The sequence below is a fragment of the Sulfuriflexus sp. genome, from assembly GCF_032250955.1.
GTDB lineage: Bacteria > Pseudomonadota > Gammaproteobacteria > AKS1 > AKS1 > Sulfuriflexus.
In genome coordinates this window covers 1-14,865 of the sequence record NZ_JAVVES010000062.1, presented here as the reverse complement: position 1 = coordinate 14,865, position 14,865 = coordinate 1, and the positions used below count along the sequence as shown (strand labels likewise).

Below are 14,865 nucleotides of genomic sequence, written 5' to 3'. Positions count from 1 at the left end.
TGGTTGATATCACCTCCATCATGGCGCATTGCGACGCCGTTTATAAAGGGGGGAGGAGACCATTTCATCGACCTACGAACCCGAAAGGAAAGAATAAAAAAAGCCCGGCATCGCCGCTTTTTTTATCACAAACGAAAAAACAAAATCACAACGAACCACTACTATCGTATCCCGGCTCCGCCGAAATCTTGTGAATACTCAAATCCGCACCCTGGAACTCATCCTCTTCACTGAGACGTATCCCCATCACCGACTTGATCACACCGTAAACGATAAAGCCACCAGCGAAGGCAATTGCGACACCTATCGCGGTGCCGACCAGCTGGGACATGAAGGTCACCCCCCCCATGCCACCGAGGGCCTCGAGACCGAAGATTCCGGCTGCCAGGCCACCCCAGGCGCCGCACAGGCCATGCAATGGCCAGACACCGAGGACGTCATCGATCTTCCAGCGGTTCTGGGTCAGGGTGAAGGTCCAGACAAACAGGCCACCGGCGACCAGGCCCGTTGCCAGCGCGCCGAGTGGATGCATGACATCGGAACCGGCACACACGGCGACCAGCCCGGCGAGCGGGCCGTTGTGGACGAAGCCGGGGTCATTCCTGCCAACCACCAGCGCGGCGAGGATGCCACCGACCATGGCCATGAGGGAGTTTATGGCGACCAGGCCGCTGACGGCCTCGATAGTCTGTGCCGACATGACGTTAAAGCCAAACCAGCCAACGGTCAGCACCCAGGCACCGAGGGCGAGGAACGGGATGCTTGACGGCGGGTGGGCAGATATCTTGCCGTCCCTCGTATAGCGGCCCCGGCGAGGACCGAGCAGCAGCACGGCGGCCAGCGCGATCCAGCCGCCCATGGCATGCACGACCACGGAGCCGGCGAAGTCATGGAAGTCGGCACCGAAGCGGGCATTGATCCAGGCCTGCAGGCCGTGATTACCGTTCCAGACCATGCCTTCAAAGAAGGGGTAGACGAGACCAACTATAAAGAAGCTCGCCATCAACTGCGGGTAGAACCGGGCGCGCTCGGCGATGCCACCCGAGATGATAGCCGGGATGGCGGCGGCGAAGGTCAGCAGGAAGAAGAACTTGACCAGTTCATAACCGTTCTTTTCCGCCAGGGTCTGCGCACCGGCGGTGAAGCCGATGCCATAGGCAACCAGGTAGCCAATAAAAAAGTAGGCGATGGTCGAGATGGCAAAATCAGTAATGATCTTGACCAGTGCATTGACCTGGTTCTTTTTACGCACCGTACCCACCTCAAGAAAGGCGAAGCCGGCATGCATAGCCAGCACCATGATCGCGCCCAACAATATAAACAGTACGTCACTGCCTGCCTGCAAGTTTTCCATTTTGAACTCCATTACCAACAGATTTTTTGCTGGCATACTGCAAGAATTGTACCCGCTGTGATTATTACTATTATTTCAATGAACTACTTTGATTCATGCCCTGCACTACTTCGGCGCATGAACCGTAATAGTGCACAAGTGCGGGCAAATGCACCGTTTTAGAACATCCGGATTTTTTTTGCCGAGAATGTATAATGCACGCCCATGACAACTGAAAACATTGATCCCCAGGCCCCCTGCCCATGCGGTAGCGGCAAGAAACACGAAGACTGTTGCGGCGCCCTGCTCGCCGGTGTGGCCAATGCCAATAGTGCGGAAGCCCTGATGCGGTCCCGCTTTTGTGCCTATGCAAGCGACGATTTTGCCTATCTTTCCAAAAGCTGGCACACCTCGACCCGGCCACGTAAATTCGAGGCCGATAATGATGGCCTGGTCTGGACCAGACTCGAGGTGCTGAACACCTCGGCGGGCCAACAGGGTGATAGTAGCGGCACGGTCGAGTTCATCGCCCACTACATTGTCAATGACAAGCACCGTGGCCAGATGCGCGAGATCAGTGACTTTGTATTCGAGGATGGTCAGTGGTTTTATGTCGATGGCAAACAGGTCAAGGGGGAACCGGTAAAATCTGAAAAGGTTGGCCGCAATGACCCCTGCCCCTGTGGCAGTGGCAAGAAGTACAAAAAATGCTGTGCCAACAAATAACGCAAGATGAATACCAACATGGATGCTGATGAATTCGCACCCGGGAACGACATCGAAGAGAAACTCGTTGCCCGGCCTGGTCGGTCCTGATTTTCCTACAACCATTGGCGTATAGACGACCTCTGTCTTTTCTCCTATAGTTTAAGCGTTAAATTGGCCGTGGGGCCAATTGGGAAACAGGGTAACCGCCAGCCACTCAGCCTATGCCCGAATCAGCCACAGCAACGAACACCATCTCGCGCACGGAAAAACTGATCGATATCGGCATTGCCCTGTCGGTCGAAAAGGACAAGGCGCGACTACTGGAAAAGATTCTTATCGAGGCCCAGGATCTCACCGCCGCCGATGCCGGTACCCTCTACCTGCTCAATGATGAAGACCAGCTCAGTTTCGAGATCCTGCGCAATACTTCACTGAACATCGCGCTGGGGGGGAGCACCGGGCAAAGCATTCAGCTCGCGCCCGTCCCGCTCTATGACGATACCGGCCAGGCGAATAGCCAAACCGTCGCGGCCCATGCCGCGCTGACCGGCCAGACCATCAATATCCAGGATGCCTACAAGGCCGAGGGCTTCGATTTCTCTGGCACCAGGCGATACGATAAGAAGATGGGCTACCATTCGCGGTCGTTTCTGACGGTACCGATGAAAAACCATGAAAACCGTATCATCGGTGTGCTGCAACTTATCAATGCCACTGAGCCGAAGAGCGGCGACACCCGTGAGTTCTCGGCCGAGGATCAGCACCTGACCGAGTCCCTCGCCTCACAGGCTGCCGTGGCCTTGAGCAACCAGTACCTGCTGCGGGACCTGCGTATCCTGCTGGAACGTTTTATCGAGGTCATCGCCACGGCCATCGATGAAAAATCCCCGTATACGGGCGGGCATTGCCGCCGGGTACCCGAGATCGCCATGCTGCTTGCCGAGGCCGTGCATAATACCGGGCAGGGACCGTTTGCGGATCTGCGCTTCAGTGAAGAGGAAATGTATGAACTGAAGATCGCCGCCCTCATGCACGATTGCGGCAAGATTACGACACCCGTGCACGTCGTTGACAAGGCCACCAAGCTGGAAACCATCTTTGATCGCATTCAGCTCGTTGAAGACCGCATCACCATCATTAAGCGGGATGCCGAAATCACTTTGTTAAAGCAACTCGCCGAGTGCAATGATGCACAACAGGCCGATGAACTGAAACAACAACACGCCACCCTGCTGGCCGAACTGGACGAGGAACTGACGTTCCTGGGAAAATGTAATATCGGCAGCGAGTTTATGCGCGAAGAAGACCAGCAGCGTGTCAGGCAGATTGCCCGGCGCGAATACCGGGATAACCATGGCCAGCGGCAACCCCTGCTCACTGAGGAAGAGCTCTATAACCTGACCATTCAGAAAGGCACCCTCACTCCTGAAGAGCGCAACATCATAAATCACCACATTGTTGCCACCATCAATATGCTGGAGAAACTGCCCTTCCCGGCCCACCTGCGTAATGTGCCGGAGATCGCCGGTGGGCATCACGAGACCATGGATGGCCGTGGCTACCCGCGTGGCCTGAGCCGCGAGGACATGTCGGTGCAGGCACGTATTATGGGGATCGCGGATATTTTCGAGGCCCTGACGGCCGCCGACCGGCCCTACAAAAAGGCGATGCCTGTTGCACAGGCCCTGGGCATCCTCGAGCGCATGAAAGAAGACCAACACATCGATCCGGACCTGTTTGATGTTTTTGTTGAGCAGAAGGTATTTACCCGCTATGCCAAAGATTTTCTCGAAGCTTCGCAGCAGGATACTGACTCTCCGGAACAGGCTTTTGCAGCCAATCCTTCACCGCGTTAATTCACCCGTCCATGAATGAATCATCCAGTTGGTATGTCTATATCGTGCAGTGCGCCGACCGCAGCCTGTATACAGGCGTCACCACCGACCTGTTACGCCGCGTGGACGAGCATAATAGCCGGCCTCGTGGCGCTCGTTATACGCGTGCACGCCGGCCCGTTCGCCTGGTCTATTTTGAATCGAGTGATTCGCGCGCCTGCGCCTGTAAGCGTGAACACGCCCTCAAGCGCCTCAGCCCGGCCAGCAAGCGACAGCTCATCAACGTCGCTGCCCGCGATTGCCAACAAGTTCTACAAGGGATCTATCCTGACACCTCTCTGCTCTCGGCACTCGAGGACTGAATACACAGCCATGCAGTGAATAAAGTGTGACCCGGTCCGCAGTTCTGAAATCCAGGTACTTCAACGACTAACAATTTCGACATAGTCGGCAATACTTGTGTGTATGAGTTCCCATAAAACACATGCACTATTTCACATACTTCTGATGAGCTTTCTCTGGGCCTTTGGCACATCTGCACAAGCTGCCGAACACAAGGGGCTATTCGAGTTACACACAGTAGAAAATGCTGATGGTCTGTTCACTGCCGAACCACGAATCTCACAGCAAGAACTGAACAATGCGCTTGTTGAAAACAAACAACTAATCAGCATTCGCAGTCATATTATCGAAGAGTTTATAGAAGAAAACGGGATCACCGCCCAAACCGGTGTCGTCGCCGCCATCATGCCAGGCGGCCTCATCTACCTTGCTGTACGCCAGGCAAGGCTCAGTGCCGCAAATGAGAAACTCGAAAGCCTGCAGGCCGACATGAACCAACTCAAATCAGACACCCTCACCCTGCACGTTGAACAGGCGCCGGTCCTCGTCGCACGTTTTCCTTAAGAACCCTTTAACGCCCTGGCATGATAAGCGATGTGTTCACCGATAAATGTGGCGATGAAATGATAGCTATGATCATAACCATCCTGCATGCGTAGCGTTACCGCCTGACCGGCTCTGGCACACGCCGCCTGAAAGGTTTCCGGTAACAGTTGTTTCCCGGCATAGAACTCATCCTCCGTGCCCTGGTCGATGAGGATATCCGCAACCCTTGCACCCGCTTCCACAAGGAAGGTGGCATCATAGGCCTGCCACGCCTGCGTATCGTCACCGAGGTAGGCAGTAAAACAGCCCTGTCCCCAGCTACTCTCCATGGGGTGACAAATTGGCGCAAAGGCGGAAACAGATTTGTAGCCAGCCGGGTCTTTGAGTGCGCAAATCAAGGCACCGTGCCCGCCCATGGAGTGACCGGAGACAGACTTAACCCCCGGAAGCAGGGGCAGATTCGCTTCAAGCAGGGCGGGAAGTTCCTCGCTGACATACGTATACATCTGGTAATGCGTGGCCCAGGGGGGCTGCGTTGCGTTCACATAGAAGCCGGCACCTTTACCAAGATCGTAACGCTCGGCTACACCGGCAACGTCGTCGCCGCGCGGACTGGTGTCCGGAAAAACCAGGGCGATCCCGTGTTCGGCGGCGTAGCGTTGGGCACCGGCCTTGACCCGCGCATTCTCATCCGTGCAGGTCAGGCCGGATAACCAGTACAGGGCGGGCACCCTGCCGGTTTCTGCCTGCGGGGGCAAATATACCGAAAAGGTCATTTCACAGTGGCAAGCCGCCGAGTCGTGCCTGTATCGATTCAGGTAACCACCAAATTCCTTGATGCTTTCAATGCACTGCATGGTCATGACAGCCTGCCTTAAAAAATAATCACCGAGCGGATGCTTTCGCCACTATGCATCAGGTCAAAGGCCCGGTTGATATCGTCCAGTGGCATGGTGTGCGTCACCAGGCTATCCAGTTCAATCTCACCGGCCATGTAGCGCTCAACATAACCCGGTAATTCTGTCCGCCCCTTGACGCCACCGAAGGCAGTACCTTTCCAGGTACGCCCTACCACGAGGTTGAACGGCCGGGTCTGGATAGTCTGCCCGCCGCCGGCAACCCCGATAACCGTAGACACACCCCAGCCCATATGCGTGCATTCGAGTGCGTCGCGCATGACATGCACATTGCCAATACATTCAAATGAATAATCCGGGCCACCGTTAAAGGTGTCTTGCATATATTCTACAAATGAACCGTCGATCTCACCCGGGTTAACAAAGTCGGTCGCACCCAGTTGTTTTGCAAACGCAAACTTGTCCGGATTTATGTCGATGCCGATAATGCGCCCGGCACCCGCCATGACCGCACCCTGTACGCAGGACAGGCCGATACCACCGAGGCCGAATACCGCGACTGTTGAACCTACCTCGACCCGGGCCGTGTTCAACACCGCGCCGATTCCCGTGGTAACACCACAGCCAAGCAGACAGACCTTGTCAAGCGGGGCGGCCTTGTTGATCTTTGCCAACGCGATTTCCGGCACCACGGTATATTCGGAGAAAGTCGAACAGCCCATGTAATGAAAAATATCCTCGCCGTTTTTAGAAAAGCGCCGGGTGCCATCCGGCATATAACCGGTCCACACGGTTGATGCTATTGACTGGCAAAGGTTGGTCTTTGGTGATTTGCAGTATTCACACTCCCCGCACTCGGGAATGTATAAGGGGATAACATGGTCACCCACTTGCAGGTCTTTTACCCCCGGCCCAAGCTCGACCACTTCACAGCCACCTTCATGACCGAGAATGCAGGGGAAAGAACCTTCCGGGTCGTCACCGGAAAGCGTAAAGGCATCGGTATGACAGACCCCCGAGGCAATAACTTTCAGCAGTACCTCGCCCTCCCGGGGGGGCATGACGTCAACCTCTTCAATCTCGAGAGGCTTCTTCGCTTCCCATGCAACAGCGGCTCTGGCTTTCATATGCTTTCTCTCTTGGTCTGGTTATGCCCGGCCATACAGGCACGGGCACCGGTTAATCTACGATAATCTTCGGGCTTGAATACGGCCATGGGACAGGGAATCACTTTTTACCAATCAGCTCAACCTGGTAACCATCCGGGTCTTCGACAAAGGCAATGATAGTGGTGCCAGCATTCATCGGTCCGGCATCACGCAGAATCCTGCCGCCGCGCTGGCGAATCGTATCAGTGGCCTGGTAGACATCATCGACCTCGATCGCAAGATGGCCGAAGCCCGTACCCATGTCATAACTGTCTGTATCCCAGTTATGCGTCAGTTCGATAACGGTATTGTCCTTTTCATCGCCATAGCCGACAAACGCCAGGGTGAACCTGCCCTCCGGGTAGTCTTTCTGGCGCAACAGCTCCATGCCGAGAATCTGTGTATAAAAGTCTATGGAGCCCTGCAGGTCACCGACGCGGAGCATGGTATGTAAAAGTCGCATAAGATTCTTCCGGTTTAATCAGGTGCGGATGCCGTGACCCTTGTTAAGCAGGTTCAGGCTGTAGAAATACAGAATAACAATAAACCCGATAATGATAGCGTATGACACCACCAGGCTAATATCACTGACGCCGAGGAAACCGTAACGGAAGGCATTGACCATGTACAGGATCGGGTTCGCCAGCGAGGCGGTTTGCCAGAACGCGGGCAGCATATTGATGGAATAAAAAATCCCGCCCAGATAGGTCAGGGGTGTAAGCACAAAGGTGGGAATGATGGAGATGTCATCAAAACTCTGTGCGTAGGCGCCGTTTATAAAGCCCGCCAGGGAAAACAGCACGGCGGTCAGTATAAACACACTCAGCAGAACCCAGATATTGTATAATTGCAGATCACTGAAGAACGATGAGACGATGGTCACGATGATGCCCACCACGGTGCCACGCGCAACCCCGCCGGAAACATAGCCGAGCAGGATTATGTAGTTCGGCACTGGCGACACCAGCAGTTCCTCGATATTGTGCTGAAACTTTGAACCGTAGAAAGATGAAACCACATTGGCATAGGAGTTCGTGATGACCGCCATCATGATCAGGCCCGGCACGATGTAGTCCATGTAGCGGAAACCTTCCATGTCGCCGATCTGCGCGCCGATCAGGTTGCCGAAGATAATAAAATACAGGGCCGTCGTGATCGCCGGTGGCAGGACCGTCTGTACCCAGATACGGATGAAACGCAAAAACTCACGGATGACAATGGTTCTAAAGGCAGTATATTTCTCGGCACCGGTCATGTGGCCTCCTGACGTGCATCGCTGTTTTCAACCAGCTCCATGAACAGCTGTTCCAGGCGGTTGGCCTTGTTACGCATACTCAAGACCTCGATGCCGTGCTCGGTCAGGTAACCGAAGACGTCGTTCAGGGCCTCGCCACGCGGCAGTATGACCTCGAGCGTATGGTCATCAAGCAGATACAGGTCACAGCCTTGCAGATCAGGCAGACTGGTCAGGGTGTCACCGAGATCGAGGACAAACGTCTCGCGCTGCAGGCGACCGAGCAACTGCCGCATGCTCGTGTCTTCAATGATGATGCCATGGTCAATGATGCCGATATTGCGGCACAGGCTTTCGGCCTCTTCCAGGTAATGCGTGGTGAGAATAATCGTCGTCCCGGCAGCGTTGATCTCGCGCAGGAACTGCCACATGGAATGGCGGATCTCGATATCGACGCCGGCGGTTGGCTCATCAAGAATCAGTAAACGTGGTTCGTGCATGAGAGAGCGGGCGATCATGAGCCGTCGCTTCATGCCCCCGGAGAGATTCCGCGCCATGTTGCGGCGCTTCTCCCACAAACCCAGCTTGCGCAGATAATGTTCGGCGCGTTGCGTCGCAACCTTGCGCGGGATGCCATAGAAACCGGCCTGGTTTATGAGGATTTCCTCGACCGGTTCGAAGACATTGAAATTGAATTCCTGCGGCACCAGGCCGAGGTGAGTGCGGGCCTCGGGGAAGTCGACATCGATATCGATACCGAAGATACTGACCTTGCCCGCAGTCTTGTTGATCAGCGAACTGATGATGCCGATGGTCGTAGACTTGCCCGCGCCATTCGACCCGAGCAGGGCATAAAAATCCCCCTCGCGCACCTCGAAACTGACGCCCTTGAGCGCTTCAAAGCCGTTGTTATAGGTCTTGCTCAGACCCTCGATATGTAATGCGGTTGTCATTTAACCAGTTTACCACAGGAAGACTAGCCACCCGCATGGCGAATGCGCCAGCAGTGATGGATATTGCTCCGGCGGGCAAAGTCCTCAGGGATCGTGCGTGCGGAGATATCTTCCAGCAGCATATTACCCAGGGCCTTTTCATCGAGGCGAAATTTCCTGAAATTGTTGGAAAAAATCAGTTCGCCGTCTTTAGCGAGAATGGACATGGCGAGTTTGATCAGGTGCACGTGATCGCGCTGTACGTCAAATGACATATCCATACGTTTTGAATTGGAAAAGGTCGGCGGATCCATGAAGATCAAATCATAGCGGCGACCCTGCTTTTCTTTTGCCGCGTGTTCCAGCCATTCGACACAGTTGGCCCGCACCAGTTCGTGTTTGTCCTTCGCCATGTCGTTCAGAAAGAAGTTGCGCCGCGCCCAGTCCAGATAGGTCTTTGACATATCGACAGAACAGGTCTCAGTGGCGCCACCGCGTGCCGCATGCACGGTCGCTGTCGCGGTGTAACAGAACAGGTTCAAAAACCGCTTGCCCCCGGCCTGTTCGCCAAGCATGCGGCGGGTAATACGGTGATCAAGAAACAGGCCGGTATCGAGATAGTCGTTAAAGTTCACCAGTAAGCGGCACGGGCCCTCATGTACCTCGTAGAAACGCTGACTGTCAGAAACGCGCGTGTACTGCGCACTGCCCTGCTGGCGACGACGCTGGCGGAACCAGATGCGCGAGGCCGGCACCTCCAGTACCTCGCCGAGTACCGAGAAGGCCGCCTGCAGACGTTGCAGAGCAAGCAGGGGCTCGATGGTGGCTGGCGCGGCATACTCCTGCACGTAAACGAAGCGGTGTTCGCCATGATAGAGATCAATAGCCAGGGCATATTCCGGCAGGTCGGCATCATAGACGCGGTAACAGTCGATGCCCTCGCGCCCGGCCCAGCGTTTAAACTTTTTCATGTTCTTGCGCAGGCGGTTGGCAAACATGCCTGCACCTTCGTGGTTCTGTTCTGCCTCGGCCCCGTAAAGGAACAGGCGACACTCGAGCGGGCCGTTGAACAGGTCGATCACCTCCCGTGCGATGCCCCCCTGGTAGAGCACCATATCCGGGTTACCGGTAAACACGGCCGCCTGCCACGTGGGTAACTGTGTGCGCAACAAACGTCCCAGCTCCGCATGCAGTTCACGCAGGCTGCCCTGGCTGCCGATACGCTCGCCATAAGGTGGATTGGTGATGAGCAGGCCGGACTCTGCCTCGCACAGGGCCGCCGGCAGGGCACCGGTCTCGGCGAGCGTCCGGGTCTCGACGTGGATACAGGCACCCAGGCCGGCGCGTTCGATATTCGCGTTCGCCGTGCGCACCGCCTTCTTGTCGGCATCATGCCCGCGAATCGGGCCGAGGCTGGCCAGTCCCTTTTCACGCCGTTGCCGCGCTTCATCCAGCAGGCCCTGCCACAAGCCCGCATCGAAATCACGGCAGACCTGCAGGCCAAACCGCTCGCGCAGCAAACCCGGCGCGCTGTCAGCCGCCATCAACGCCGCCTCAATGAGCAGGGTGCCGCTGCCGCACATCGGGTCAAACAGGGCCCGTTGACCTGGCCAGTCGGCGAACATGAGCAAGGCCGCGGCGAGGTTTTCCTTGAGCGGAGCCTCCCCGCCGGCTTCCCGGTAACCACGCCGATGCAGGCTGCCACCGGACATATCCAGCGCGATCTGCGCGCGCTTGCGCTTTATGAACACATTAATCCGGATATCCGGCTGCACTGTATCCACGGAGGGCCGCTCGTCATACTTGTCACGGAAAAAATCCACCACCGCATCCTTGACCCGCAGGGCGGCAAAGTGACTATGGTCGATATCGGCCTGCACAAGGTTGCAGTCGACGGCAAAGCGCGTGCTGACGGGGAAGACCTGGTCCCACTCAATCTGCCGGGCACCGGCATACAGGGCATCGGTGGTCTCGGCCTTGATGCTGTCCAGCGGCAACAGTACCCGGTTGGCGACCCTTGACCACAGGCAGATGCGGTACAAACTCTCCTGTTCGACCTCGCACTCCACGCCACCGGCGACGGATTTGACCTCACTGGCACCGCAATCACGACATTCCTGCTTGAGTAAACGGATGGTCCCGCGGGGCGCGCTAACAAAGATTTTCATGCTTTCACCTGAACAAAACTGCGCCGATTATACCCGGCTACCCCACCAGCTGATACGAAAATCCGGAACTGCGGACTGTTTAACAATGCTTTCGTGAACCCGGTCACCTATACCGGCAGGGCGATCCTCTAGTCTTGGCCTCAGAGGTATGCAAATGAATATGACAGCCCATCAAATCGACCCCGCCAGCCTGCGACGCCTGCAGCCTCTCAGCTCGCTGAATGAAGCCGACCGTCGACGCCTCTGCCGCTGCGCCGAACTGATTCGTCTGCAACCCGGCGAGCTTATTGATATGCAAGGGCAACTGCCCCGCCACCTCGATTACCTTATCAGTGGTGAAATCGAAATCTGCCGCGGCCGGCATAGTCGCCTGCGCCTTCATCAGGACAGTAGCCAGGCCCTTCGCCCGCTGCATGACAGCCTGCCGCAATACGAGCAGCTCAGTGCCCGCACCAGTTCGGCCATTCTGCGTATCGACCAGGAGCAACTTGAACGCCTGCTCCAGGCGAACTGGCAACAGGGTTACGAAATCGAAGAATTAAATATTGATAGTGACCTGCATTCGTTGAGCCACTTGTTACAAAACCGTTGCCTGCTGGCCCTGCCGCCGGACAACATCGAAAGCGTTATGGCCCTGATGCAAAGTGTCGACGTTGACGCTGGTGAAACCATTATCTGGCAGGGTGAACATGATGACGGCTATTACACCGTCCTGCATGGTCATTGTCGTGTCAGTCGTCGTCCGCATGCTATGGCTGAAGATATCCTGCTCGCCAGGCTCGGGCCGGGGGCCAGCTTTGGCGAGGAGGCCCTGATTACCGGGGCGGCGCGAAACGCGACGATTACCATGCTGACCCCCGGTGTCCTGATGCGCCTGGAGAAAAAATTCTTCCTGCGCTATGTCGTGAATGAATTACTCGAGTTCCAGGATTATCACGACATGCTTGCCAGGCTGCGCAAAGGCGCCAGGTTAATCGATGTGCGCGGTGCAGATGAATACAAACGCAATGGCTACGGCCTGCATATCCCGCTGCCAATGCTGCGCCTGCGCCTGCAGAAACTGAGCAAGGGACGCGAATATATATTCTGTTGTAACGATGCCCGCCTGTCGACCGCGGCCGCCTTCATCGCCACACAACAGGGCTTTAAGGCCGGCATCCTGCAAGGTGGCCTGAACAAGATACCAAAGGAATACCTGAGCCGTACGCGCTGACCGGCAGCCGCTGTAACCGCGGTGATGCCGCTTTATCTTCATGCTGCTGATTTGTGGCAGGCATCAGCCGAGTTTGAGTTGCGTGCGGATCATCGACATGAATTCCTGCAGGATGAGCGGCTTGGTCAGGTAACCATCAAAACCAACACTCAGGCCGCGCTGCACATCGGTATCCATGGCGTTGGCACTGATGGCGACAACCGGGATATGCCGAGTTTCCTGCTTTGCTTTCAGCTCGGCCAGCGCCTGGTAACCGTCCATGCCGGGCAAATGAATATCCATCAGGATAAGCTCGGGCTGTTGCTTGACAGCCGCGTCGAGGCCGCTCTCGGCGCTATCCACGCCGATTAACTCAACCTCGGGAAATTGACCAAGAATTTGCTCGACGAGACGCATATTCGCCGGATTGTCTTCCACGCACAAAACCAGATGCTTGTCAGTCATGGCACGTTTATCCCTAAGTCGATTTTTTTAGTATACCTGCCAGCCACACAGGCTGATATCCTGCATCTATTCCAGAACAGTATCATAAACAATACCTGTAGAAACGCCTCTCTGTTCATACAATATTTTCATTATCCTGAACTTCATCCAGTCAGCGCCGGGCCTGTGTCACAAAACCTTTACAACAGGCAGGTATAATATCCTCGATTCGGCCAGGCCATTTCATGGTTGTGTTAGAATATATTAAAGCAGCAACATGACGAGAACACGAGCACATGAAAGCCCTGCAACAGGCCATCATTGCCAAGAAAAATGCCCTGGCTACGATTGTCGACAAGCCACTTGAAGAACTCGCCGAGCGTTGCGCAAGTGCCTGGCCGGATGCCGATGCCCTCGACGCCGTATTGACCGAGGGGCACAGTTACATTCCCTATACGCATTTACTCTTTGCCCTGAACATTGATGGCATCCAGTTATCCTCCAACGTCGAGGCCAGGGAGAGCGACAGCAGCTGGCGCGGCCGTGACCAGTCAAGCCGACCATACCTGATGAAAAACCTGCCTTACCGTGGGGTGATGCTGTCGTCGGTCTACCTGAGCCTGCGCACCTTCAAGCAATGCATTACCGCCCTGCACGCCGTGACCCGCGATGGTGAGTTATTGGGATTTGTTGCCGCTGACTTTGCCGTCAATGACCTGCCCGAGCAACCGGTCACTGATAAGGAAGAGTTTCACTGGACCCAGTTTCGTGGAGACCCGGCGGTGCGTGGTACTGTCTTTTTGCAGCAGCGCGTGCCCAGCCTGCTGGATGAACACATCGATGAAGTACTCGGCCTGATCGAGGCGTTGATGACCTATCACGGGGTGTTCCACAGCAAGATCCATTTTTCCAGCGGGCGCTGTTCGCTATGGTTGATGGAAGACCCTTACAGCTACCGGATTCACAGCGTCGATGAGATCATTGATCCGGATATCTGCCTGGCCTACCCGTTATACAAATACCCGGCCGAGGCCAGCATCCCGCAGGACAAGATCCACGATATCCTCGAACAGTTCCGGAAACTGCGCTTCGCTGATGAAACAATTTATCTGCGTTCCAGTTCCATCAATATCATGAACGGCATCCTCGGCCTGACCTTCTCCTGTGATGGTTCGCACTACATGCCATGGGATGAGTTTCTGGAACGGGATATGGGTTTCTGGATTGGTGTGGGAAACAAGCAATAACGATTCAGTCTTCGTGGTAACGAATACCGGTAACCACATAGTGAGCCACCCCATCGGGGCGTTGTACACTGACCTCATCATCGAGATGCTTTTTCATCAGGGCCTGGGCGACGGGTGAGTCCATACTGATCCAGCCTTTCTCAACACTGAATTCATCCGGGCCGACAATGCGATAGGTAACCTGTTCGCCCTGCTCGTCCTCGAGTTCGACCCAGGCACCGAAAAATATCTGCGCCTGGTTTGTCGGCGGTTTATCCACCACCAGCAGCTCATCGAGACGCTTTTGCAGGTAACGAATCCGCCGGTCTATTTCGCGTAACTGTTTCTTGCGGTAGATATACTCGGCGTTCTCGGAACGGTCACCCTCGGCCGCCGCGGCCGACAAGGCCGCCGTGACCTCGCGGCGCTTCAGCCAGAGGCCCTTCAGCTCTTCATCCAGCATCTCGTAACCCGGGCGAGTAATATAGGCGGAGCTCTTTGGCTGTGGTGGACGATAACGACCCATACTGACTATTTTTTCTGGTGTGAAAACAGGGGAAATGGTGGCTATGGGTGGACTTGAACCACCGACCCCAGCATTATGAATGCTGTGCTCTAACCAACTGAGCTACATAGCCATACAGGAAGTATTCAGGGGCAGCGCCCCCAAGAGCCGCGCATTTTGGGTGTTTGTCACCAGCTTGTCAAGTCTCGCCCAGCCGACTGAAAAACCTTCTATTCGCTACTTTTTCCATAAGGTTCATAATGTTAGTCTCTGTCAATAACACAGGCAATACAGAGCAGTGAAATATTCATTCAGGCGCACTGCTGTCCCGTTAACATAAGCCTGACAAGCAGTAAGCTTCGAGAAAATAAGGTAACCAGGTTGATTGATGCGTA

At 55.4% G+C, this 14,865-nt stretch carries 15 protein-coding genes and 1 tRNA gene; 6 read left to right on the top strand and 10 right to left on the bottom strand.

From position 1 onward, the window contains the following. Positions 1-145: 145 nt before the first annotated feature. Positions 146-1,354, bottom strand: a complete 1,209-nt coding sequence (locus RQ738_RS10980; protein WP_314165238.1) for an ammonium transporter — start codon at positions 1,352-1,354, stop codon at positions 146-148. A 204-nt stretch (positions 1,355-1,558) separates the two neighbouring features. Between RQ738_RS10980 and RQ738_RS10975 the strand changes: the two genes are divergently transcribed. The 4 genes from RQ738_RS10975 to RQ738_RS10960 all read left to right on the top strand — a co-directional run bounded on the left by RQ738_RS10975 (position 1,559) and on the right by RQ738_RS10960 (position 4,782). Beyond that, a complete protein-coding gene (locus tag RQ738_RS10975; RefSeq protein ID WP_314165237.1) occupies positions 1,559-2,059 on the top strand; it encodes a YchJ family protein in 501 nt (166 codons plus the stop codon). Between the two features lie 203 nt (positions 2,060-2,262). Beyond that, entirely contained in the window at positions 2,263-3,897 is a 1,635-nt protein-coding gene (locus tag RQ738_RS10970) for a GAF and HD-GYP domain-containing protein (protein ID WP_314165235.1), read from the top strand. An 11-nt stretch (positions 3,898-3,908) separates the two neighbouring features. Next, on the top strand, positions 3,909-4,238 hold the full coding sequence (locus tag RQ738_RS10965; RefSeq protein ID WP_314165234.1) for a GIY-YIG nuclease family protein: 330 nt from the start codon (positions 3,909-3,911) through the stop codon (positions 4,236-4,238). Between the two features lie 145 nt (positions 4,239-4,383). Further along, the gene (locus tag RQ738_RS10960; protein WP_314165233.1) at positions 4,384-4,782 is read left to right on the top strand and encodes a hypothetical protein; all 399 of its coding nucleotides are present in this window, start codon (positions 4,384-4,386) and stop codon (positions 4,780-4,782) included. On the opposite strand, the gene fghA is transcribed toward RQ738_RS10960, so the two are convergent. From fghA to rlmKL, 6 genes are all read right to left on the bottom strand, one after another. Then, positions 4,779-5,621, bottom strand: a complete 843-nt coding sequence (fghA, locus tag RQ738_RS10955; protein ID WP_314165231.1) for an S-formylglutathione hydrolase — start codon at positions 5,619-5,621, stop codon at positions 4,779-4,781. The two genes, RQ738_RS10960 and fghA, sit on opposite strands and share 4 nt — an antisense overlap. Before the next feature lie 17 nt (positions 5,622-5,638). After that, positions 5,639-6,748, bottom strand: a complete 1,110-nt coding sequence (locus tag RQ738_RS10950) for an S-(hydroxymethyl)glutathione dehydrogenase/class III alcohol dehydrogenase (RefSeq protein WP_314165230.1) — start codon at positions 6,746-6,748, stop codon at positions 5,639-5,641. 100 nt (positions 6,749-6,848) lie between these two features. Further along, a complete protein-coding gene (gloA, locus tag RQ738_RS10945) occupies positions 6,849-7,232 on the bottom strand; it encodes a lactoylglutathione lyase (RefSeq protein WP_314165229.1) in 384 nt (127 codons plus the stop codon). Positions 7,233-7,250: 18 nt separating this feature from the next. Next, the gene (locus RQ738_RS10940) at positions 7,251-8,024 is read right to left on the bottom strand and encodes an ABC transporter permease (RefSeq protein ID WP_314165227.1); all 774 of its coding nucleotides are present in this window, start codon (positions 8,022-8,024) and stop codon (positions 7,251-7,253) included. Continuing rightward, entirely contained in the window at positions 8,021-8,956 is a 936-nt protein-coding gene (locus RQ738_RS10935) for an ABC transporter ATP-binding protein (protein WP_314165226.1), read from the bottom strand. Before RQ738_RS10935 ends, RQ738_RS10940 begins: the two co-directional genes overlap by 4 nt. 23 nt (positions 8,957-8,979) lie before the next feature. After that, the gene (gene rlmKL / locus RQ738_RS10930) at positions 8,980-11,103 is read right to left on the bottom strand and encodes a bifunctional 23S rRNA (guanine(2069)-N(7))-methyltransferase RlmK/23S rRNA (guanine(2445)-N(2))-methyltransferase RlmL (RefSeq protein WP_314165225.1); all 2,124 of its coding nucleotides are present in this window, start codon (positions 11,101-11,103) and stop codon (positions 8,980-8,982) included. Between the two features lie 154 nt (positions 11,104-11,257). On the opposite strand from rlmKL, the gene RQ738_RS10925 reads away from it, so the two are divergent. After that, on the top strand, positions 11,258-12,316 hold the full coding sequence (locus RQ738_RS10925) for a cyclic nucleotide-binding domain-containing protein (RefSeq protein ID WP_314165224.1): 1,059 nt from the start codon (positions 11,258-11,260) through the stop codon (positions 12,314-12,316). Between the two features lie 63 nt (positions 12,317-12,379). Here RQ738_RS10925 and RQ738_RS10920 read toward each other — a convergent pair whose 3' ends face one another. Beyond that, positions 12,380-12,760 carry a response regulator gene (locus RQ738_RS10920; protein WP_314165223.1) on the bottom strand — a complete coding sequence of 127 codons (381 nt, stop codon included), beginning with the start codon at positions 12,758-12,760 and terminating at the stop codon, positions 12,380-12,382. Between the two features lie 275 nt (positions 12,761-13,035). Between RQ738_RS10920 and RQ738_RS10915 the strand changes: the two genes are divergently transcribed. Continuing rightward, positions 13,036-13,986, top strand: coding sequence for a PDC sensor domain-containing protein (locus tag RQ738_RS10915; RefSeq protein ID WP_314165222.1), 951 nt, complete (start codon positions 13,036-13,038; stop codon positions 13,984-13,986). Positions 13,987-13,990: 4 nt separating this feature from the next. On the opposite strand, the gene greB is transcribed toward RQ738_RS10915, so the two are convergent. Next, positions 13,991-14,491 (bottom strand): transcription elongation factor GreB, encoded by a 501-nt coding sequence (gene greB / locus RQ738_RS10910; protein ID WP_314165220.1) that lies wholly within the window; start codon positions 14,489-14,491, stop codon positions 13,991-13,993. 35 nt (positions 14,492-14,526) lie between these two features. Then, a tRNA-Met gene (locus RQ738_RS10905) sits at positions 14,527-14,603 on the bottom strand. Between the last annotated feature and the right edge of the window lie 262 nt (positions 14,604-14,865).

Bases quoted from the DNA above. Each gene is read 5' to 3' on its own strand.
- RQ738_RS10980 (WP_314165238.1), bottom strand. From the start codon at position 1,354: ATGGAAAACTTGCAGGCAGGCAGTGACGTACTGTTTATATTGTTGGGC.
- RQ738_RS10975 (WP_314165237.1), top strand. From the start codon at position 1,559: ATGACAACTGAAAACATTGATCCCCAGGCCCCCTGCCCATGCGGTAGC.
- RQ738_RS10970 (WP_314165235.1), top strand. From the start codon at position 2,263: ATGCCCGAATCAGCCACAGCAACGAACACCATCTCGCGCACGGAAAAA.
- RQ738_RS10965 (WP_314165234.1), top strand. From the start codon at position 3,909: ATGAATGAATCATCCAGTTGGTATGTCTATATCGTGCAGTGCGCCGAC.
- RQ738_RS10960 (WP_314165233.1), top strand. From the start codon at position 4,384: ATGAGCTTTCTCTGGGCCTTTGGCACATCTGCACAAGCTGCCGAACAC.
- fghA (WP_314165231.1), bottom strand. From the start codon at position 5,621: ATGCAGTGCATTGAAAGCATCAAGGAATTTGGTGGTTACCTGAATCGA.
- RQ738_RS10950 (WP_314165230.1), bottom strand. From the start codon at position 6,748: ATGAAAGCCAGAGCCGCTGTTGCATGGGAAGCGAAGAAGCCTCTCGAG.
- gloA (WP_314165229.1), bottom strand. From the start codon at position 7,232: ATGCGACTTTTACATACCATGCTCCGCGTCGGTGACCTGCAGGGCTCC.
- RQ738_RS10940 (WP_314165227.1), bottom strand. From the start codon at position 8,024: ATGACCGGTGCCGAGAAATATACTGCCTTTAGAACCATTGTCATCCGT.
- RQ738_RS10935 (WP_314165226.1), bottom strand. From the start codon at position 8,956: ATGACAACCGCATTACATATCGAGGGTCTGAGCAAGACCTATAACAAC.
- rlmKL (WP_314165225.1), bottom strand. From the start codon at position 11,103: ATGAAAATCTTTGTTAGCGCGCCCCGCGGGACCATCCGTTTACTCAAG.
- RQ738_RS10925 (WP_314165224.1), top strand. From the start codon at position 11,258: ATGAATATGACAGCCCATCAAATCGACCCCGCCAGCCTGCGACGCCTG.
- RQ738_RS10920 (WP_314165223.1), bottom strand. From the start codon at position 12,760: ATGACTGACAAGCATCTGGTTTTGTGCGTGGAAGACAATCCGGCGAAT.
- RQ738_RS10915 (WP_314165222.1), top strand. From the start codon at position 13,036: ATGAAAGCCCTGCAACAGGCCATCATTGCCAAGAAAAATGCCCTGGCT.
- greB (WP_314165220.1), bottom strand. From the start codon at position 14,491: ATGGGTCGTTATCGTCCACCACAGCCAAAGAGCTCCGCCTATATTACT.